The sequence below is a fragment of the Brachybacterium sp. P6-10-X1 genome, from assembly GCF_001969445.1.
GTDB lineage: Bacteria > Actinomycetota > Actinomycetes > Actinomycetales > Dermabacteraceae > Brachybacterium.
Window position 1 is genome coordinate 1,633,164 of record NZ_CP017297.1, and the last position, 20,067, is coordinate 1,653,230.

Annotated in this window: 16 protein-coding genes; 11 read left to right on the forward strand and 5 right to left on the reverse strand. The window is 71.7% G+C overall.

The window, feature by feature from the left end:
• The first annotated feature begins 1 nt into the window (after position 1).
• The 6 genes from BH708_RS07430 to BH708_RS07455 all read left to right on the forward strand — a co-directional run bounded on the left by BH708_RS07430 (position 2) and on the right by BH708_RS07455 (position 6,785).
• Positions 2-1,375 carry an NtaA/DmoA family FMN-dependent monooxygenase gene (locus tag BH708_RS07430; protein WP_253705510.1) on the forward strand — a complete coding sequence of 458 codons (1,374 nt, stop codon included), beginning with the start codon at positions 2-4 and terminating at the stop codon, positions 1,373-1,375.
• Positions 1,376-1,674: 299 nt separating this feature from the next.
• Entirely contained in the window at positions 1,675-2,712 is a 1,038-nt protein-coding gene (locus BH708_RS07435) for an iron-siderophore ABC transporter substrate-binding protein (protein WP_076807807.1), read from the forward strand.
• 19 nt (positions 2,713-2,731) lie between these two features.
• Entirely contained in the window at positions 2,732-3,778 is a 1,047-nt protein-coding gene (locus BH708_RS07440; RefSeq protein WP_076807809.1) for an iron ABC transporter permease, read from the forward strand.
• Positions 3,775-4,860 (forward strand): iron ABC transporter permease, encoded by a 1,086-nt coding sequence (locus BH708_RS07445; RefSeq protein WP_083713361.1) that lies wholly within the window; start codon positions 3,775-3,777, stop codon positions 4,858-4,860. The genes BH708_RS07440 and BH708_RS07445 overlap by 4 nt, the downstream gene beginning before the upstream one ends.
• Positions 4,857-5,672, forward strand: coding sequence for an ABC transporter ATP-binding protein (locus tag BH708_RS07450; RefSeq protein WP_076807811.1), 816 nt, complete (start codon positions 4,857-4,859; stop codon positions 5,670-5,672). The genes BH708_RS07445 and BH708_RS07450 overlap by 4 nt, the downstream gene beginning before the upstream one ends.
• A 75-nt stretch (positions 5,673-5,747) precedes the next feature.
• Positions 5,748-6,785, forward strand: a complete 1,038-nt coding sequence (locus BH708_RS07455; RefSeq protein ID WP_253705511.1) for a RimK family alpha-L-glutamate ligase — start codon at positions 5,748-5,750, stop codon at positions 6,783-6,785.
• Between the two features lie 39 nt (positions 6,786-6,824).
• On the opposite strand, the gene BH708_RS07460 is transcribed toward BH708_RS07455, so the two are convergent.
• The 3 genes from BH708_RS07460 to BH708_RS07470 all read right to left on the reverse strand — a co-directional run bounded on the left by BH708_RS07460 (position 6,825) and on the right by BH708_RS07470 (position 12,401).
• Complete coding sequence (locus BH708_RS07460) at positions 6,825-9,287, reverse strand: GNAT family N-acetyltransferase (protein WP_076807812.1); 2,463 nt, start codon at positions 9,285-9,287, stop codon at positions 6,825-6,827.
• Between the two features lie 25 nt (positions 9,288-9,312).
• Positions 9,313-10,722, reverse strand: coding sequence for a lysine N(6)-hydroxylase/L-ornithine N(5)-oxygenase family protein (locus BH708_RS07465; protein ID WP_076810940.1), 1,410 nt, complete (start codon positions 10,720-10,722; stop codon positions 9,313-9,315).
• Between the two features lie 68 nt (positions 10,723-10,790).
• Positions 10,791-12,401: a pyridoxal-dependent decarboxylase gene (locus BH708_RS07470; protein ID WP_083713364.1), complete on the reverse strand. Its 1,611-nt coding sequence runs from the start codon at positions 12,399-12,401 to the stop codon at positions 10,791-10,793.
• Between the two features lie 337 nt (positions 12,402-12,738).
• Between BH708_RS07470 and BH708_RS07475 the strand changes: the two genes are divergently transcribed.
• The 3 genes from BH708_RS07475 (at position 12,739) to BH708_RS07485 (ending at position 15,998) form a co-directional block, all read left to right on the forward strand.
• Entirely contained in the window at positions 12,739-13,845 is a 1,107-nt protein-coding gene (locus BH708_RS07475; protein ID WP_076807814.1) for a Vms1/Ankzf1 family peptidyl-tRNA hydrolase, read from the forward strand.
• A gap of 160 nt (positions 13,846-14,005) precedes the next feature.
• Complete coding sequence (locus tag BH708_RS07480; protein ID WP_076810942.1) at positions 14,006-14,341, forward strand: plasmid stabilization protein; 336 nt, start codon at positions 14,006-14,008, stop codon at positions 14,339-14,341.
• 265 nt (positions 14,342-14,606) lie between these two features.
• Positions 14,607-15,998, forward strand: coding sequence for a TerC family protein (locus BH708_RS07485; protein ID WP_076807816.1), 1,392 nt, complete (start codon positions 14,607-14,609; stop codon positions 15,996-15,998).
• Between the two features lie 187 nt (positions 15,999-16,185).
• Here BH708_RS07485 and BH708_RS07490 read toward each other — a convergent pair whose 3' ends face one another.
• On the reverse strand, positions 16,186-16,809 hold the full coding sequence (locus tag BH708_RS07490; protein ID WP_076807817.1) for a lysoplasmalogenase: 624 nt from the start codon (positions 16,807-16,809) through the stop codon (positions 16,186-16,188).
• Positions 16,810-16,862: 53 nt separating this feature from the next.
• Complete coding sequence (locus tag BH708_RS07495; RefSeq protein ID WP_076807819.1) at positions 16,863-17,318, reverse strand: hypothetical protein; 456 nt, start codon at positions 17,316-17,318, stop codon at positions 16,863-16,865.
• Positions 17,319-17,398: 80 nt separating this feature from the next.
• Here BH708_RS07495 and BH708_RS07500 point away from each other — a divergent pair, with 80 nt between their 5' ends.
• Both BH708_RS07500 and BH708_RS07505 read left to right on the forward strand, forming a co-directional pair.
• Positions 17,399-18,310 carry a macrolide 2'-phosphotransferase gene (locus tag BH708_RS07500; protein ID WP_076807821.1) on the forward strand — a complete coding sequence of 304 codons (912 nt, stop codon included), beginning with the start codon at positions 17,399-17,401 and terminating at the stop codon, positions 18,308-18,310.
• A 280-nt stretch (positions 18,311-18,590) separates the two neighbouring features.
• Entirely contained in the window at positions 18,591-19,619 is a 1,029-nt protein-coding gene (locus tag BH708_RS07505) for a transglycosylase family protein (RefSeq protein ID WP_305764400.1), read from the forward strand.
• Positions 19,620-20,067: the final 448 nt, after the last annotated feature.

Here is a 20,067-nt window from a genome sequence, read left to right on the forward strand (position 1 = left end):
CATGATCGGAGCCCCCATGACCCCCAAGCCGTTGATCCTGAACCTCTTCGAGATGAACTGCGTCGGACACATCACCCATGGCCTCTGGCGCCTGCCGGAGAACAACAGGCATCGCTACACGGACCTGAGCTACTGGACCGAGCTCGCACGCCTGGCGGAGGAAGGCGGTTTCGCCGCCGTCTTCCTCGCCGACGTCGTCGGCGCCTACGACACGTACGGGGGCTCGGCAGAGGCCGCGCTGCGCGAAGGGCTGCAGATCCCCAACAACGACCCCATGCTGGTGGTCCCCGCGATGGCCGCCGTCACCGAACGGCTCTCCTTCGGGATCACCTTCTCCACCAGCTACGAGCCCCCCTTCGCGTTCGCCCGCCGCATGTCCACCCTCGACCACCTCACCGGGGGGCGCGTGGGCTGGAACATCGTCACCTCCTACCTCCCCAACGCCGCACGCAACTTCGGACTGGCCGAAGAGATCGAGCACGACCGGCGTTACGAGATCGCCGACGAGTACCTCGAGGTCCTCTACAAGCTGTGGGAGGGCTCCTGGGACGAGGACGCCGTGGTCCGGGACGTCGAGGGGAACCTGTACAGCGACCCCGCCAAAGTGCACCGCATCGACCACACGGGGGCCCACTTCTCCGTCGCGGGCCCTCACCTCAGTGAGCCCTCAGCACAGCGCACCCCGACCCTGATCCTCGCCACCGCCTCCCCGGCCGGAGCTGTCCGAGCGGGACGGAACGCAGAGCTCGTGTTCACCCACGGCCCGCTGCTGGAGAGGACCGTGCCCGCGGTGCGGGCCGCCGCGGAGGAGGCGGGCCGGGACCCGCTCGACCCGAAGTTCGTGGTGCAGGCCGCCGTGATCACGGGGCGGACCCAGCAGGAGGTCGACGAGAAGCTCGCGCAGTATTACGCGCACCGTTCGACCGAGGGCCTGCTCGTGCACCAGTCGGTGCCGATCCGTGCCCTCGAGCACCCCCGGGAGCGGACCATCGCCGAAGCCCTCGAGATCGAGGGGCTGCCGGCCGACACCTCGGTCGGCCGCCGGGGCACCCATGAGACCGTCGGCGACCTGCTGGACGAGGTCGACGAGGCCTGGCACGACCGCTTCTTCGTCGCCGGGACCCCGGACGTCGTGGCCGACGCGATCGAGCACTGGCTCGACGTCGACGGGATCGACGGGATCAACCTGCGCCAGTACCACTCCTTCGACACGCTCCGAGATTTCTCCGAGCTGGTCTCGCCGATCCTCCGCCGCCGCGGTCGACTGCCGGAGCGCCGCGGCACCATGCGCCGTCAGCTCACCGGGCGGGACCGGCTGCCCGATGAGCACCCAGGGGCCCGTTTCCGCGGAGCGTTCGAGGGGATCGGCGTCTGAGCCAGCGGCCCCGACCCGAGGGCGGAGGCTCCGACCGCACGCGATCGCGGGCCCGAGCCCGAGCGCTCGGATCCTGATCGCGTCTTGCATCCCGGGCCGACCCGCCGTAACTTTGGTGAGGCAATCCTAAGTAGGGCGTCGGGGTCTCTGCCGAGGCTCCGCCATCGGCGTCCTCGGCGGCATCGACCCGACCCCTCATGGCGTCCGGTCCGCCCGCCGGATCGCACCATCCCGTCCGGTCCGGTCCTCGTGCCCGGTCCGCCCTGTCCCGCGTCCGCGCGCTCCTCGAAAGGCCCCTGATGGCACCGATCTCCCGCCGCGTGTTCGCCGGCTCCTCCCTCGCTCTCGCCGCCGCCCTGGCCGGCTGCTCCTCCGGCCGGGCATCGGACACCGACGCCTCCGACGGCGGCGGCACCGGCGGCGGCGCCGAGATCACCATCGAGCACGCCTTCGGCACCGCCACGATCCCGGCCGTCCCCGAGGTGGTCACGACGGTCGCCTGGGCCAATCACGAGGTCCCGCTCGCGCTCGGGGTGGTTCCCGCGGGCATGGCCGCGGCGAACTTCGGCGACGACGACGGCAACGGCCTGCTGCCCTGGGTCGCGGAGGCGCTCGAGGAGTTCGGCGTCGAGCCGCCGGTGCTGTTCGACGAGACCGACGGCATCGACTTCGAAGGGGTGGCGGACACCGCCCCCGAGGTGATCCTCGCGGCCTACTCGGGGCTCACCCAGGAGGACTACGACACCCTCACCCGGATCGCCCCGACCGTGCCCTACCCCGAGATCGCCTGGGGCACGCCCTGGCGCGAGATGATCACCGTCAACGCCACCGGGATGGGCATGGCGTCCGAGGGCGAGGCGCTGGTCGCGGACCTCGAAGGACAGATCGAGGAGGCCCTCGCGGCGCATCCCGCGATCAGCGGCAAGAACGCCATGTTCCTGACCCATGTGGACACCACCGACCTCTCCGAGGTCAGCTTCTACACCGCCCATGACACGCGGACGATGTTCTTCGAGGACCTCGGCATGAGCATCGCCCCGAGCGTGGTCGCGGCCTCCGAGGAGACCGCGGAGTTCTCCTCGACCGTCAGCGCCGAGAACGCCGACGTCTTCAGCGACGTCGAGATCATCGTGACCTACGGCGACGATTCCCTGCTGGCGGCGCTCGAGGCGGATCCGCTGCTGTCGCAGATGCCCGCGGTCTCACGCGGTGCGGTGGTGCGCCTTCCCGGCGACAGCCCGCTGGGCACCGCCGCGAACCCCACCCCGCTGGCGATCCCCTACATCCTCGAGGACTACCTGGCCGAGCTGGACCGCGCGGCGTCGGCCTCCGCCTGACCGCGGCACCCGCTCCTCGATGACCACGAGAACCGACACCGCGCCCGGGACGACGGCCGCCATACTGCGACGGTCGTCCCGGACGCGGTCGATGTGGCTGCTGCTCACCGTGGCCGTGCTCCTCGGCATCGCGGTGGCCTCGGTGGCGATCGGCTCCCGCGACGTCGGGGTGCAGGACGTCCTCGCCGCGCTCGGAGGGTCGACGGACGGCTTCGGCCCCGCCGCGGTCGCCAAGCGCATCCCCCGCACGCTGCTCGCCGTCGTCGCGGGCGCCGCACTGGGCGTCTCCGGGGCCGTCATGCAGGGCGTGACCCGCAATCCCCTCGCGGATCCGGGGATCCTCGGCATCAACACCGGTGCCTCCCTCGCCGTGGTGATCGGCATCGCCCATGTCGGGCTCACCGCAGCCTCGACGTTCATCTGGGTGGCGATCCTCGGGGCCGCCGTCACGGCCGTGCTCGTCTACGTGCTGGGGTCCCTCGGCCAGGGCGGGGCGACCCCGCTGAAGCTGGCCCTGGCGGGTGCCGCGACCGGGGCGGCGCTGACCTCGTTCATCAGCGCGGTCGTGCTGCCGCGCTCCGACATCGGCGACAGCGTGCGCTCCTGGCAGATCGGCGGCGTGGGCGGCGCCACCTACGCCTCCCTGCAGCAGGTCGCCCCGTTCCTGCTCGCGGGGTTCGTCCTGTCGCTGCTGTGCTCACGCGGGCTGAACACCCTGGCCCTGGGCGACGAGCTCGCCGCCGGGCTCGGCGAGCGGGTCGCCGTCACCCGGGCCGTCGCGGCGCTGGGAGCCGTGGTGCTGTGCGGTGCCGCGACCGCCGTGACCGGCCCGATCGGCTTCGTCGGCCTCGTGGTCCCGCACGCCTGCCGCCTGCTGATCGGCGTGGACCATCGGTGGTTGCTGCCCTTCAGCGCCGTGGCCGGGGCGGCGTTGCTGACCGCGGCCGATGTGCTGGGCCGGATCGTCGCGCGGCCCGCGGAGCTCGACGTCGGCATCGTCACCGCCCTGATCGGCGCCCCGTTCTTCATCGCCATCATCCGTCGGCAGAAGCTGGTGAGTCTGTGAGAGCCGCGGCCGATCAGTTCTCCCGCGCCGTCACCGGGAGCAGCTCGGACCACACCGCCACCGTTCAGCGGGTGCGGGCGGCCCGGCGTCGGCGCAACGCTCGCACCGCGCTGGTGATCTCGCTGCTCGCCCTGGCGATCACGGCGGTGTTCTGCCTCTCGCTGATGGTGGGGAGGACGTTCTACCCGCCTGGGGAGGTGCTGCGGGTCGTCGCCGGCGAGGACGTGCCCGGGGCGAGCTTCACCGTGGGCCGGCTGCGCCTGCCGCGCGCGGTGCTCGGGGTGCTCGCGGGCGCCTGCTTCGGGCTGGGCGGGGTCACCTTCCAGACCATGCTGCGCAATCCGCTGGCGAGCCCCGACATCATCGGCATCTCCTCCGGCGCGAGCGCCGCGGCGGCGTTCTCGATCGTGGTGCTCGGGCTGTCCGGGACCGCGGTCTCGCTGGTCGCGATCCTCGCGGGGCTGGCGGTGGCGGGGGTGATCTTCCTGCTGTCCCGGCGGGGCACCTCTGCCGGGACCCGACTGATCCTGGTGGGCATCGGGATCGCCGCGATGCTGCAGAGCGTGACCGACTGGGTGCTCTCGACGGCTGGTCAGTGGGATCTCCAGGAGGCGCTGCGCTGGCTGACCGGCAGTCTGAACAACACCTCCGCCGACGAGGTGCGGCCCGTCCTCGGGGCCCTCGTCGTGCTCGGCCCGCTGCTGCTGTCGCGGTCCCGGGAGCTGCGGGTCGGCCAGCTGGGGGACGACGCCGCCCAGGCCCTCGGGGCGCGCGTGGACCGCACCCGGCTGCTGGTGGTGATCGCCGCCGTCGGCCTGATCTCCTTCGCCACCGCGGCCTGCGGGCCGATCGCCTTCGTGGCGTTCCTGTCCGGGCCGATCGCGGCGCGGCTCGTCGGCCCCGGCAGCTCGCCGCTGGTGCCGGCGGCTCTGGTGGGCGGTCTGCTCGTGCTGGTCGCCGATCTGGTCGGCCAGTACGCCACCGGCACCCGCTACCCCGTCGGCGTCGTCACCGGCGTGCTCGGCGCCCCGTACCTGATCTACCTCATCATCCGCGTGAACCGTCGAGGGAGCTCCCTGTGACCACCAGCCATACCCTGACCGCCCGGTCGCTCAGCGTCGGTTACGCCGACCGCACCGTCATCGAGGACCTCGATCTCGAGCTGCTTCCCGGCAGGGTCACGGCGATCGTCGGCGCCAACGCCTGCGGGAAGTCGACCCTGCTGCGCTCGATGTCGCGCCTGCCCCCCCCACGCGGCGGCCAGGTGCTGCTGGACGGCCAGCAGGTGCACCGGATGCCCGCCAAGAAGCTCGCCCGCCTGCTCGGGCTGCTCCCCCAGTCCCCGCTCACCCCGGAGGGCATCACCGTCGCCGATCTCGTCGGGCGCGGCCGGCATCCGCACCAGGGGATCCTGAGCCGCTGGTCGACGGCCGACGACGAGGCGGTCGCCGCCGCCCTGGACACCACCGGGACCGCGGACCTCGCCGACCGGCCCGTCGACGAGCTCTCGGGTGGACAGCGTCAGCGGGTGTGGATCGCGATGGCGCTGGCCCAGGAGACGGACCTGCTGCTGCTCGACGAGCCGACCACCTTCTTGGACGTCAGCCATCAGGTCGAGGTGCTCGACCTGCTCACGGATCTGAACCGCACCCGCGGCATCACCGTCGTGATGGTGCTGCACGACCTGAACCTCGCCGCCCGGTACAGCGATCAGCTGGTGATGCTCGCCGACGGCGCGGTCCGGGCGAGCGGGCCCCCGGCGGAGGTGCTCACCGAGGAGCGCGTGCACGAGGTGTTCGGCCTGAGCTCCCGGGTGATCCCCGATCCCGTCTCCGGGCTCCCGCTGATGGTGCCCATCGGCCGTCACCGGGTGCACCGGGCCGAGCTCTCGTGAGGCGATCACCCCTGGGCGCGGGCGTCGCGACGAGCTAGCCTGAAGCAGTACTTCGCACCCTCCCAGGAGCTGCTGATGACTGCCTCGCCCGTCTCCCCCGTCTCGGTGACGCCCGCCGCGCACCTGGCTCCCCAGGCCCCTGCGGCGCCGTCGCTCCGGGAGCACCCGGTCGATCACGCCGTGCACGTGCTGCACGACAATCCCGAGTGGCTGCCCCCGTTCCGCCGAGCCTTCGAGGCGGAGGGGGTGCCGCTGGTCGAATGGCGCCTCGGCGAAGGCTCCCTCGACCTCGATGCGGAACCGCCCCGCGGGGTGATCTGGTCGCGCCTGAGCGCCTCCTCGCACACCCGCGGCGCCGCGCCGGCGAAGGACGCCGCCCGCTCGATCACCGCCTGGGCCGCCTCCTGGGGACGACGAGTGGTGAACGGCCAGCACGTCGCGGACCTCGAGGTCTCCAAGGTGCTCCAGCACGCCCAGTTGCGCCGCGCCGGCTTCGACGTGCCGCGCACTCTCGCCGTCTTCGGCCGCGACGATCTGCTCGAGGCGGCCGAGGGCTTCCGGGCCCCGTTCCTGACCAAGCACAACCAGGGCGGCAAGGGTCTCGGGGTGCGCCGTGTCGACGACCACGCCGACTTCGCCGCCTATGTGCGCGGGGAGCGCTTCGAGGACTCCGCCGACGGGATCACCCTGCTGCAGGAGCTGCTGGTGGCCGAGGAGCCCGCCATCACCCGCGCCGAGTTCGTCGGTGGCGAGTTCGTCTACGCGGTCCGGGTGGACACCTCCGGCGGGGCCTTCGAGCTGTGCCCCGCGGAGGCCTGCGCCGTGCCCGGCGAGGACGAGGCGGCGGAGCCGATGTTCCGGATCCGCCCCGAGGTGACGGCGCAGACTCCGCTGATCGGCCGGTACCGGGCTCTGCTGGCGGAGCTCGGCATCGAGATCGCCGGGATCGAGTACATGACCACCGTCGACGGCCGCACCGTCACCTACGACATCAACACGAACACCAACTACAACCCCGACGTCGAGGAGTCGCTGGAGCTTCCCGCCGCCCGCCGCATCGCCCGCTATCTGGGCACGCTGCTGCGCGAGGAGCAGGAGGCCGACGGGGCGTGACTCGCGACCGGGCGGCGGACCGCCCGGTCACGGCACAGCTCAGGCGGTTCGGGCCACCGACGAGGCGGCGAGCTCGACCGGTGCGGCGCCCCGGGCGACCGGGTTGTCCATCCGCCCCGCGTACAGCAGCGAGGAGGCCTGGTCGCCGAGATCGACCATCTGCAGGGTGTTGCGCAGCTGCAGCCGGTTCAGGCAGGAGTGCGCGAAGCCGGCCGCGCGCAGGTCGACGTCACCGGCCAGTCCCCGCGCGGTCTCGGGATGCTCGGCCTCGTACCCGTCCAGCACCTCGGCGACGACCTGCCAGAAGGTCTCGGCCCGCAGCACTCCGTCGGCCGCGAGGATCCCGCAGAGATGCCGCAGCACGCCGTCGAAGACGTCGGTGAAGACCGACAGTGCCTTCTCCTCCCCGTCGACACGGGCTCGGACCCGCTCGATGTCGGCCGGCAACGGTCGGTCGCCCACCACGGCCATCTCCTCGCCGATGTCCTTGAGGAAGACGCCGACCACCGCATGGCCGCGCATCCGCAGGATGAGGTTCTCGCCGTGGGGCATGACGACCACGTCGTGGGCGAGCAGCGCATGCACGAGGGGGCGCAGGTAGGCCTGCAGATACCCGGTCAGCCAGGTGCGCGGCTCCAGCCCGGAGGCGCGGATCGAGGCGGTCGCGAAGGCGGTCCCCTCGTGGTCGCGGTGCAGGAGCGCGGCCATGGTCACGGCCTGTTCGCCGTCGGCCAGCAGAGGGACCGGGTTCTCCCGCCACAGCGCCGCGAGCATCTTGCGATGGGGATTGGTCGCCGCGGTGCGGTGGTAGACGTCGCCCGTGTAGCCCAGTGCCGCACGCTCCCGCAGCAGGGAGAAGCCGCACGCCGCGAACTCGTCATCGTCCGCGACGACGCTCCGGAGCCAGTCGTTCACCGCCGGGGTGTCGCGCATGTAGTGCGGGGACAGGCCCCGCAGGAAACCCATGTTCTGGATGGCGAGGGCGGTCTTGACGTACGGGGCGCCGGGGCGGGTGCCGTTGTAGAAGGTGCGCAGGGACTGCTGGGGCTGGTGCTCGTCGCCGCCCGGTCCGAGGATCACCAGGTCCCCTCGGGCGACGTCCGGGGCGAAGGTGATGGGCAGGCGGTGCTCGGCCTGCCACGGATGCAACGGCAGCAGGTGGTAGTCGGCCGGGTCCAGGCCGCGACCCGCGAGGCGGTCGGCGAAGGCGTCGCGCTCCTCGGGGCTGAGCGCGAGCTCGAGATGGGTGGCCTCGTCCAGCCCCTCTCCCAGGGACAGGTGGCTGAGCTCCCGGCGCGCGGCGACCCAGACCAAGCGGGTGGCGCGGCCGGATTCGGGGGCGTACGCGCGGTAGTCGGACAGCGAGTAGCCGATGCGGCCGTTGTTCGCGAGGAAGCCGGGGTGGCCCTCGGTCATCGCCGCCTCGGCGGTCTGCAGATCGGCGTCCAGCAGGTCGGCCGTGACCGGCCGCGCGCCCCGACGGGCCTGTTCGAGCGTGGCGGTGCGCGCGGCGAAGGTCGAGGCGAGCTCCTCGAGATAGATCGAGACGAGGTCCTCGGGCAGTCCCAGCGGCTCCTGCAGCTCCAGGACCAGCTCCTGGACGTCCAGCGGCCTCGGGACGCCCTTCTGGGTGCGCACGAGGGTGTCCTCCTCGAGCAGCCAGTGCTCCAGCGGCAGGATGTGCGCCCGGAAGGTGTAGCGCGAGGGTCCGGCGGTCAGCTGCCACGTGCCCTCGCCGGTCGGCTCCGGGTGGAGCAGGCGCTCGTGGGAGAACTCACCGAGCGCCTTGGCGACGAGCTGACGCTGCGCGGCGGCCCCGTGGTCGGGCTCGAGGTGGGCCCAGGGCACGGCGAGCGGCCCCGGCACGTCGAGGGTCCCTGCGGGAGCGACATCGGGGGACACGGCCGACGCGGCAGCGCCCGAGAGTGCGTCGGTGCGCACGTCGCGTCGGCGGCCGAGCAGGCTGGCGGCGAAATCCTCCCGGGTGCAGACGCTCAGCGCCGCGCGCTTGGGATGCCCGTCGACGGTCAGGTCGATCTCCCCCAGCACGCGGAAGCCGGCGGCGGCGTTCTTGCGGCGGATGGCGGTGTTGGCCGCGTCGGGCTCGACCACCAGGCGCTGGGCGCCGAGCCCCTGGTCCTCGCGCAGACAGAAGGAGACCGTCTCGGCCATGACGGCGGCGGTGAAACCGCGGTCGCCCTGGTCCTGAGGCGGCGCGACGAGCAGATGCATGCCCAGGTCTCCGGTCCGCGAGGCGAACTGCGTCGGATCGAGCAGCAGCTCGGGGCGGTAAGTCTCGACGTAGAACGACGCGACGCCGTCGGCCCGTCCCAGCCAGGCGTCCTGGTGCGGGTCCGCGGCGAGCGCGGCCACGTGGTCGCGGATCTGATCCTCGGTGCTCTCCAGCAGGTTCCAGAAGTGCGCGCGGGGATGGGTGAGCCAGCGGTGGAGGTCGGCCGCGTCGCGGTGCGGATCGGCGGGCTCGAGGGTGAGGTCGGTCATGGAAGGGCTCCTGATGGTCGGTGGGTCAGCGCGATGCGGTCGACGTGGATTCCTGGGGCGGCAGACCGAAGGTCTGGAACGCGATGCTGCGCTCGATCGGGTACGGCTCGCGCCCGGTGATCGCGGCGAGGACGACGCTGGCGCGCCAGGGACCGAAGCCGAGGTCCGGCGCGGTGACGCCGTGGGTGTGGATCTCGGTGCCCAGCACGTGGATGCGCCCGGCGGTGTCGACGGTGTACTCGCGGCTGACATCGAGCCGCCCGGCGCGGTCGAGGCGGATCCGGTCCCCGAGCGGAGCGAGGAAGTCGGGCACTGCGGCCCGGTAGCCGGTCGCCGCCACGACGGCGCCCGTGCGGTGCTCGCGCTCGGTGCCGAGACTGCCGTGCCGGAGGCCGAGGACGGCCTCCCCCGTGTCCGGATCCCGACGGGCGGAGGTGACGGCGACGTCGCTCAGCAGAGTCGTGGGCAGTTCTCTCCCGCCCTGGCTGAGGCGGTAGAGCGCCTCGTGGATGTCGTCGATCAGGTCGCCGCTGATGCCCTGGTGGAGGGCGCGCTGACTGCGGCCCAGCTCATCGCGCTGGGCCTCGGACAGGCTGCGGTGATGGTCCGTGTACTCCGGGGAGGTCATCTCGAGGGTGAGCTTGGTGTACTCCATCGGGAAGAACCGCGGCGAGCGCGTGATCCAGTCCAACCGGGTCCCCCGCGCACAGGCATCCTCGAGGAGATCGCGGTAGATCTCGGCGGCGGACTGACCGCTGCCCACGAGAGTGATCGACCCGCGGGCCAGGAGCTGCTGGCGATGTTCGAGGTACTCGGCGCTGTGGATCACGGGCCCTGCCGTCGGATCTGCCGGCGTCCCCGGGGAGGCGGAGCTCTCGGCGAGGCCCGACAGGGCGGGAGGCAGGGAGGGTCGCGTCCCGGCGCCGAGCGCCAGGCGCCGCCCGCGGTGGATCTCGTGACCGATCACCTCGCCGTCCTCGTCGAGGACCTCGGCCGTCACGGCGAAGTGCTCGCCGTCGGCAGGGGACCCGGCGGAGGTCGCGGCGGGGCCGCCGGGGGGACCCGCAGCATGTTCGACGGCGATCACACGCCTCCGCCAGCGCAGGCAGTCCAGCTGCTCGGCGACCCAGCGGCAGTAGGCCTCGTACTCGGTGCGCAGCGGGTAGAACGACTCGCGGATGTAGAAGGGGTAGAGCCGACCGGTGGCCTTGAGGAAGGCGAGGAAGGAGTAGGGCGAGGTCGGGTCGGCGAGGGTCACCAGGTCCGCGAGGAAGGGCACCTGGAGGGTGGCGTCCTCGAGCATCATCCCGGGATGCCAGCGGAACCCCGGGGCCTGGTCGAGGAACAGCGCGTCGACGTCGTCGAGGGGGTCGGCGAGAGCCGCCGCCCCGAGACCGAAGGGACCGATCCCGATCCCGATCAGGTCATGGACCATCCCTGCGTCGTCCGTCGAGACGCCGGTCGCGTCGACCGTCGTGTCGCCGGTCGTGTCCCCGGCCGCGGTCATCGCCGGGCTCCCGCCGTGCCCGCGCTCCCGGCGGAACCGGAGGCGATCGCCGGCTCCTGCCCGTGGGAGGGTGAAGGATCCCGGACGGAGAGGTCGTGGTCGGCGATGTCCGAGCCGGCGAGGAGGCCGCGTCCGGCGGCCCGCACCAGGTCGAGCACAGCGGTGAGATCGCCGAGGGTGGCCTCGGGGTTCAGCAGCGTCATCTTCAGCCACGGGGTGCCGTCGAGGGTGGTCCGCGCGACCATGGCGCGTCCTGAGTCCAGCAGCACCCGGCGGATCAGGGGCACCAAGCGGTCCGCGCTCGCAGCGTCGATCGAGGCGGGATGGAAGCGGAACAGGACGGTGCTCAGATCGCTGCCTCCCAGCACGGCGAAGTCCGCATCATGCTCGAGCAGTTCCGTCACCTCTGCGGCGAGGTCGCAGACCGCATCGACCATCTCCCCGAGCCGCTCGGGACCGAGGGCGCGCAGAGTGGTCCAGAGCTTGAGCGCGTCGAAGCGGCGGGTGGTCTGCAGGGACTTGTCGACCTGATTGGGCTCGGCGTCCTCGCCGCTCGCCTCGGCGGCGGGATTGAGATAGTCCGCGTGCCAGGTCGCCGCGGAGAGGACGGCGGGGTCGCGCACCAGGATCGCGCTCGAGGAGACGGGCTGGAAGAAGGTCTTGTGGAAGTCGACCGTGACCGAGTCGGCCTGCTCGACGCCCTCGAGCAGGTGCCGCCGGGTGGGCGAGAGGAGGAGACCTCCCCCGTAGGCCGCATCCACGTGCAGCCACACGCCGTGCTCCGCGCAGAGCCGCGCGATCGACGCCAGCGGGTCGATGGTGCCGCGATCGGTGGTGCCGGCGGTGGCGGAGACCGCCATGACCACGTCACCGGCCGATTCCAGGCGCGTGACCTCCCGCGCCACCGCATCAGGGTCGAGTCGGCCGTCCCCGTCACCGCCCACCGTGATCACCGCACCCTCGTCCAGTCCCAGCAGCAGCGCGGCCCGGGCCACGGAGAAGTGTCCGGCGGCTCCGACGAGCAGACGCAGGCGGGGCAGGTTCTCCCGCCGCGACCCGTCGAGATCCCGCAGCGCCCGCTCCCGGGCCAGGAAGAGACCCTGCAGGTTCGACTGCGTGCCGCCGGAGGTGAAGACCCCGTCGCCGCCGGTCAGACCGATCCGGCCGACGGTCCAGTCGATGAGTCGGCGCTCCATGTAGGTCGCGACCAGGGACTGGTCGTAGGTGTCCACAGAGGTGTTGATCGCTGCGAGCATCGCCTCGGCGGCCACCGCCGGCATCGCCACCGGGCAGTTCAGATGCGCGGTGTAGGCGGGATGGTGGAACCACACCGCGTGCTCGGCGTAGAGATGATCCGCCTCGCGCAGGGCGTCGCGGCACCCGATCCCGGCGGCGTCCAGCTCGACGGCTTCCACCAGGGCGCGCAGGTGCCGCCGGTCGGGGCCGGCCGACGGGGCGGCGACGGTGCGAAAGCGCTCGGCGAGCGTGTCGACGACCTCGTGGAGGACGGCGGAGTACTCCTCGGCGCTCGCGGCGCCGAGGAGAGCAGGGGACGGATCCGTGGCGGTGGTCAGGGTCCTCTGCGGACGCGGCGACAGCTCTGGCATGGCGGGAAGGCCCTCCTGGATCACGGAGCGCGCCACACGCGCCCCTTGTACTTAGGTTTGCCTACCCTAAGTACACCCCGTCGATGCCGCGCAACCCGTCGTCGCACCCTGCATGAGATAGCCCACGTCGCGACGGCCAGGGCAGATGTCCAGAAATTCGCGCGCTCGGCGCCGCCGGCGCCACCCGAGGCCGTCTCGGCAGTCCCGAGGGTCGGCTCCGGCGTTCTGCTTGCGATGACCCCCTCCGCGTGCAAAGGTGAGGTGACCCACGCGGTGCAACGAGGCCGAGCTGGGAGCTCGGTCCCCCCCCGCACGTCGAGCACGCAGGAGGTCATCCGTGAAACTGCCCTGGCTGAAGCCCGCCCTCGAGGCCCCGGGCCCCTTCACGTCGGTCCACATCGACACCACCCGGACCGATCCGCACGCCGCCGGCGAGCTCGAGGCGCGATGGGCACGGATGCGCTCCGACCTCTCGGCCGCCGGTGCCCCCGCTGCACTGCTGGACCAGATCGAGGAGACGGTGCTGAGCCCCTCCCCGATCGGCGGGCGGCACGGCCGGACCCTGCTGGCGACCGATACGGAGATCCTCGTGGACCGGGTCCTGCCGGCACCGCCGCTGGAGGAAGCGGCCCACCGCGGCGAGCATCCGCAGCTGCTGCCCCTGTTGCAGCTGACTCCCTTCGCCGTCAGCCAGCTGCTGATCATCGTCGACCGCGCCGGCGCCGATCTCCACCTGCGCGCCCCGGACAATCCGTCCATCGCTCACGGTCGCAACGATCTGGGCGGGGATGCGAGCGTGGAGGGCGGCCACGACGTGCTCCACAAGGCGAGCCTCGGGGGCGGCACCCAGCACGGGTGGCGGGCGAACAATTATGAGACGCGCGTCGAGGACTCCTGGGAGCGCAATGCGGACGCGGTCGCCGAGACGGTCGAGCGGATCCTGCGCGAGAAGTGCCCCGACATGCTGATGCTCAGCGGCGATGTGCGCGCCATGGGCCTGCTGAAGGAGGCGCTGCACCACGAGTCCCGTGAGAGGGTCATCGACGTGCCCGGCGGCACCCGAGGGGTCGCCTTCGATCGCGGCCCCTTCCGGGAGGAGCTGGTGAGGGTGACGGAGGAGTTCGTCGCCCGTCGTCAGCAGGAGCTGGCCGAACGATTCCGCGAGAGCCAGGCCCGCGACGGCGCCTCGGTGGGAGGTGCCTCCGAGGTCGCCCAGGCGCTGACCCGGGGGCAGGTCGAGGAGCTGGTGTTCGTCACCGCGCACGCCCCGGCCATGATCGAGGACCTGCTGCGCCGGACGCTGCTCACCGATGGCGCGGTCTCCGCCCTGCCGGAGGACGTCGAGGGCGTACCCGAGGGCGTCGGCGCGCTGCTGCGCTGGCGTGACGGGACCACTCCGTCCAACAGCATCGGCAGCATGACCGGGGACGCACGGCGCGAGTGACGGCGTCGGCCGGTCCAGGGGCCCGACGTCCGGCGCCCCGGGGACCGGACGGTCCGATCCCTCGACAGAGAGCGGGCGCGTCCCCAGGATGGAGATGCACGAGCAGGGACGACACCTTGCGGTACGTGCTCAGGAACGTCGTCGGAAGAGGTGAGTGACCGTGCCCGAGGCATGGAGCGCCAAGCGCGAACGGCAGTACGACCACGTCAGGAAGAGCCAGCTGGACCAGGGCAGCTCCGAGGCGGAAGCCGAGGAGATCGCCGCCCGCACCGTCAACAAGACCCGGGCCCAGGAAGGCGAGTCCGAGGAGGCCAGCGAGACCTCGACGGAGGACAAGTCACCGTCGGAACGCGGCGGGGAGCGGTCCGGCTCCGGCCCCCAGGGGCGCACCAAGGACCAGCTCTACCGGGACGCGCAGCGTGAGGGTGTCGAGGGCCGCTCGCAGATGGACAAGGACCAGCTCGAGGAGGAGGTCGCACGGCGCGAGGACCGCTGAGCACAGGACGCGCCGTCGGCGGCCCGCCGAGCGGCCGGACCGCTCAGCGGCGCGGCGCCGCAGGTGATCCCGCCTACCCCCGCGCACGGAAGACTTCCCTCGTCCCCAGGGACGCTGTGTACGCTCGCACACGACGACGGGGGAGTATCCGCCACGCCGCGCACGTCACCACGAGGACGATCGAGAGTCCTCCGGGCGCGTCGGCCCACCGAGAGCTTCGGTGGGCGGAGAGACCCGGGTCCACCACGCGACCCAGGAAAGTTGAATGACTGTCTCCCCCCTCATCTGGATCCTCACGATCATCGCGATCGTCGGGCTCCTGGCCTTCGACTACATCTTCCACGTGCGCAAGGCGCACATCCCGACCATCGGCGAGGCCGCGGTCTGGTCCGGGATCTACGTGGGCATCGCCCTCGTGTTCGGCATCGGCGTCCTCGCTCTCGGCGGCACCACCATGGGCGCCGAGTACTTCGCCGGCTACGTCACGGAGAAGGCCCTGTCGATCGACAACCTCTTCGTGTTCCTCGTGATCATGGGGGCCTTCGCCGTACCCCGCCAGGACCAGCAGAAGGTGCTGCTGTTCGGCATCACCTTCGCGATCATCGCCCGGTCGGGCATGATCGCGATCGGTGCGGTCGCGATCGACCGCCTCTCCTTCGCCTTCTACATCTTCGGGGCGATCCTGCTGTACACGGCCGCCAAGATGATCCGCGACGAGGCCAAGGAGGACGACCCCGACGAGGACAAGCAGGACAGCTTCCTCGTCCGCCTGGTCAAGAAGGTCCTGCCGGCCACCGACGAGTTCGACGGCGACAAGCTGCTGACGATCGAGAACGGCAAGCGGGTCCTCACCCCCATGCTGCTGGTCATGATCGCCATCGCCGGCACCGATCTGCTGTTCGCCCTCGACTCCATCCCGGCGATCTTCGGCCTCACCCAGAACACCTACATCGTGTTCACCGCGACGGCGTTCTCGCTGCTGGGCCTGCGGCAGCTGTACTTCCTCATCGACGGACTGCTCGACCGCCTCGTGTACCTGTCCTACGGGCTGTCGGTCATCCTCGCCTTCATCGGCGTGAAGCTCGTGCTGCATGCCTTGCACACCAATGAGCTGTTCTTCGTCCATGGCGGCGAGCCGCTGGACGTCCCCGAGGTCACCACCGGGCTGTCCCTCACCGTGATCATCTCCGTCCTCGTCGTGACCGTGCTGGTCTCGCTGCTGTCCCCGAAGGGGCGCGCGCAGGCGGCGGTCAACAACGCCCACCGCGAGGCCGTCGCCTATGTGGAGATGACCTACGCCGGCTTCGAGGCTCGGCGGGACGCGATGTACGAGCGCATGCTCGAGGACGAGAAGACCCTTCAGGGACTGCCCGCGAAGTTCCGATCCATGGTGGCCTCCGAGCAGAACGTGCGCGAGCTGCTCACCGATGCCCACCGAATCCACGAGGTACGTGTCGCGTTCAACGACCGCGGTGAGCGTTCGGACGAACAGCCCGAGGACCTCCTGGTCACCCGGGCGGACGGCACCATCGCGACCGATGGCAACGGTAACGTCGTGACCGTCGCCGAGGACGAGGCCGCCCGCGCGACGTCGCAGGCCAGACACCGCGAGCGCGAGGAGGCTCGCGCCGCGTACGCCGCCTCTCGCAGCAGCTGACCGCGGGACATCGAGGCCGCGCCGGGACCGCCCGGCGCGGCCTCGTCGAGTCCGAGCCACGGGCCGCGGCCTCGTCTGGTCCGAGCCACGGGGCGCGGCCTCGTCGAGTCCGAGCCACGGGCCGCGGCCTCGTCTGGTCCGAGCCACGGGGCGCGACCTCGTCTGGTCCGAGCCGCGGGGCGCGACCTCAGCTCCTCCGATCCTCCCGGCGCACCGCGAACATCAGCAGCAGCTGGGCCAGGAGATACGTGCTCATCACCCAGAACCCCTGGGCAGGGAGGGTGAGCACGCCGAAGGCGTCCAGCGCGATGAGCGAGTCCGAGACGACGAAGACCGCTCCCCCGACCGCGCCGAGACGGCCGAGCCCGGTGGCGAGGACGGCCATCGTCGCGATCGCCGCCGAATAGACGGTGATCGCGGGCAGCAGTTCGCCGGCGCTCGGCGCGCACACCAGCACGGTCACCGCCGCGACGAACAGGTAGGGCGTCGCACGCACCGGTCGGGTGAGCAGGGAGCGGTGCCGGTACGGCCAGAACCCAAGGGCGTAGACCACCTGCGCCCCCAGGAAGAACACGACCATCACCAGGAAGGAGAGGCTCTCCGGGGCGAGGCGAGGCACCGAGTCCCCGAGCCAGGACAGACCCAGGGCGCCCAGCGCGAGGCGCACCAGGGGCTCGCGCGGCGAGCTGGTGGAGGTCCACAGGACGGCGGCGAGCGCCGGCATCACCAGCACCTGGCTGAAGCCGGCCAGGGCGGCGACGCCGCCCAGCTGCGCCGCCAGGTGCACGGCCCAGACCACGACGAGGACCATCACCGCCAGACCTCGACGCACCGCCTCGGCGCGTGGTCGGAGGCCCCGATCCGTCACTGCTCGGACCCGACGGGCCCGTCCCAGTCATAGGTGTGCACAGGGCGCTGCGCGGGGACGCCGTCGGCCGAATCCGAGAACTCGTTCATCACCGTCGTCGTCATCCACGCCCAGTAGTCCTTGAGGGCACCCGCGGCAGGTTCGGGGATCTTCGCGTCGTCGACGGCGCGGTCGAAGACCGCGATCCCGGCACGGTCGAAGTCCTCGTGGACCCCGCCGCCCGCATGGATCCGGTCCACGTGCGCCGCGGGGCCGAATCGCGAGGTGTACGCGGGCGGCCCGCCGAGCGCCTGGGCGAGATAGGCCGCCAGACGTTCCTCGTGGTCCTCGGCGTAGCCATGGGAGAACGCATGCGCGACCACGGGATCGGCGAGGGCGAGGTCATGCCAGCACCGAGCGACACGCCTCATCGCGTCCATCCCGCCGGCGACCTCGAAGATGGTGCGGTCCATGCCTGGATCGTACGCGGACCCCTTCCGTCCCGCGCCGGATTCCCTGGCCGGGACCGCAGGTGCGATGCCAGACTGACGCCATGGCCACGACGACCCCGCCCGCCGACCTCGACGACCTCCTCGCGCTGGCCTCCGCGCACGGCCTCGAGCTCGAGCGCTCCTCGATCCGCACCGAGGAGATCGGCCTGGACTTCCGCGTCGCCTTCGGGCGCGGGTCCGACGGGGCCGACTGGGTCCTGCGGATCCCTCGCCGTGCAGACGTGCTGGCCCGTGCGGACGTCGAAGGGCGCCTGCTCGCGCTCGTCGCCCCGCGGCTGGACGTGGCGGTGCCCGAGTGGCGCGTCCACTCCCCCGAGCTGATCGCCTACCCCCTGCTGCCGGGCGTCCCCGGCCTCTCGATCGGTGTCGATGGCGAACTCCACTGGAACATCGACATGTCCTCCACCGCCTATGCCGCGTCCCTCGGGGACGCTGTCGCGCAGCTGCACCGGATCGACGCCGACGCGGCGGCCGCCACGGGGATCGAGGTGCGCAGCGCCGAGCAGGTGCGAGCGGCCTGGCGCCGTGACCTGGACCGCGTGGCGGAATCCTTCCGGATCGCTCCGGCCCTGTGGGAGCGCTGGAACGCCTGGCTGGCCGAGGACGACTACTGGCCCTCCCGCACCGTGCTCACCCATGGGGAGATCTACCCGGGCCACACCCTGGTCGAGTCGGAGCAGGTCTCCGCGATCCTCGATTGGACCACGGCCTCGATCGGGGACCCCGCCAAGGATCTGATGTTCCATCGGGTCAGCGCCCCGCCCGAGGCCTTCGAGGTGGCCCTCGATCACTATGTGCGCGGCGGCGGGCAGGTGTGGCCGCGTCTGGCCGAGCACTGCACCGAGATGTACTCGGCGGGCGCCGTCGGATACGGGCTCTACGCCCTGGAGACCGGCGAGAGCGCCCACCGGGAGGCGGCCGCGGCGGCGCTGGATCCGGCGTCGGAGGCGTGAGTCACGCCCGCCGTGACTATTCCGTGACTTGAGGAACAGAAGCGGTCCGGCTCACATCACCTGCCCGAACGCCCCAGAGCCACCACATCATTGCTGGCCACGGCATCTCGATGGAGCGGCGCGGCGAACAATCGGCGGGCAGCCTCGCGTAAAAACCTCGTCACCCCTTGGCCATGCCCCTTGCCCGGAGGGGGGAGCGCGGCCCTAGCGTGGCGGCCGTTCGAGACGCGAGATACGCGACGTGCGCCCCGTGACCCACGGGGACCGCGAGAACCGCGAGATGCGAAAGCGAAAGGACGTGTTCATGCCCCGGCACAACACGCACGCCATGAGGACCGGAACGGCCGCGCGCCGAGGCCTCGCCCGTACTGCCATCACCCTGGCCGGCGGCGCCGTCGTCGCCACCGGCATGCTCGCCACCGGCACCGCGGCCAACGCGGCCACCGGCTGGGACGAGGTCGCCGCCTGCGAGTCCGGTGGCAACTGGTCGACCAACACCGGCAACGGTTACTACGGCGGCCTGCAGTTCTCCCAGCAGACCTGGGAAGCCTTCGGAGGCTCCGAGTACGCCTCCAGCGCCGACCAGGCTTCGAAGAGCCAGCAGATCGCCGTCGCCGAGAAGGTCCTCGCCCAGCAGGGTCAGGGCGCCTGGCCGAACTGCGGCGGCCCGCTCTCCGGCGGCGCCGACACCTCCGGCGCCCCCGCTGCCGAGGACGACGGCTCCGAGCAGCAGAGCTCCTCCGACGAGGGCTCCTCCGACGAGGGCAGCTCCGACGAGGGCGACTCCCCCCAGGCCCGCGAGCCCCAGCAGCAGGCGGACCGCTCCACGCAGCGCGAGAGCACCGAGAAGCAGGGTGACTGGAGCTGCGACGGGGACGGCGTCAAGGACAACTGCACGGACGACGGCTTCACCAAGGAGACCGAGCAGGACGACCAGGGCGAGCAGAACGACCAGCCCGCCCAGGAGCAGGCTCCGGAGCCCGAGGCCGACCAGCCCGCCCCCGAGGCCGGCTCCCAGGCCACCGGTGACCTCCAGGTCGCCGGCACCCTCGAGGTCGACGGTTCGATGGGCCCCGAGACCATCACGGCCCTCCAGGACTGGCTGGGCGTTCCGCAGACCGGTGAGATGGACGAGGAGACCACCCTCGCCCTCCAGAACTGGGCCAACACCGCTCAGGACGGCGAGATCGGCGAGGACACCGTCGCCGGCCTCCAGCACGAGATCGGCGCCGCGCAGAACGGCTCCGACAGCATCGAGGACGGCGAAGGCACCACGAAGGTCCTGCAGAGCTTCCTGAACCTCTACTGATCCTCCTGCGGCCCCGCGCCGCACCCGCGGTCACGCACCGCATCTCCCGGACGGCCGGGTCACCCCCAGGGGTGGCCCGGCCGTCCGTCGTCGGCGGAGCCGGCGGGCCACCCGACACCACCACCGTGCCGTCGGCGAGAGACCGATCGCGAGGGAGGCATCGCAGGCGCCTCCGGTCACGGGCAGGCGCTCACGGTGACGCCCCGATCGTTGCGCACGGTCGAGAGCCAGCGCGGCAACAGCTGGCAACTTCCGCCCCAGTGTGACGCGTTCCGCAACATCGACCGGTCGCCGCCCCTGACATCTCTCCCGAACTCCCTGGTGACAGGCCCACCTCCGGGGATTCGGTCGTGACCTGGACCACACGCGGTTGCCGCCATCGTGCAACTGACGGCAAAAGACTTCTGCGATGGGGAGCCCCCACCAGAATCGGTCCATTCGTTCCGCC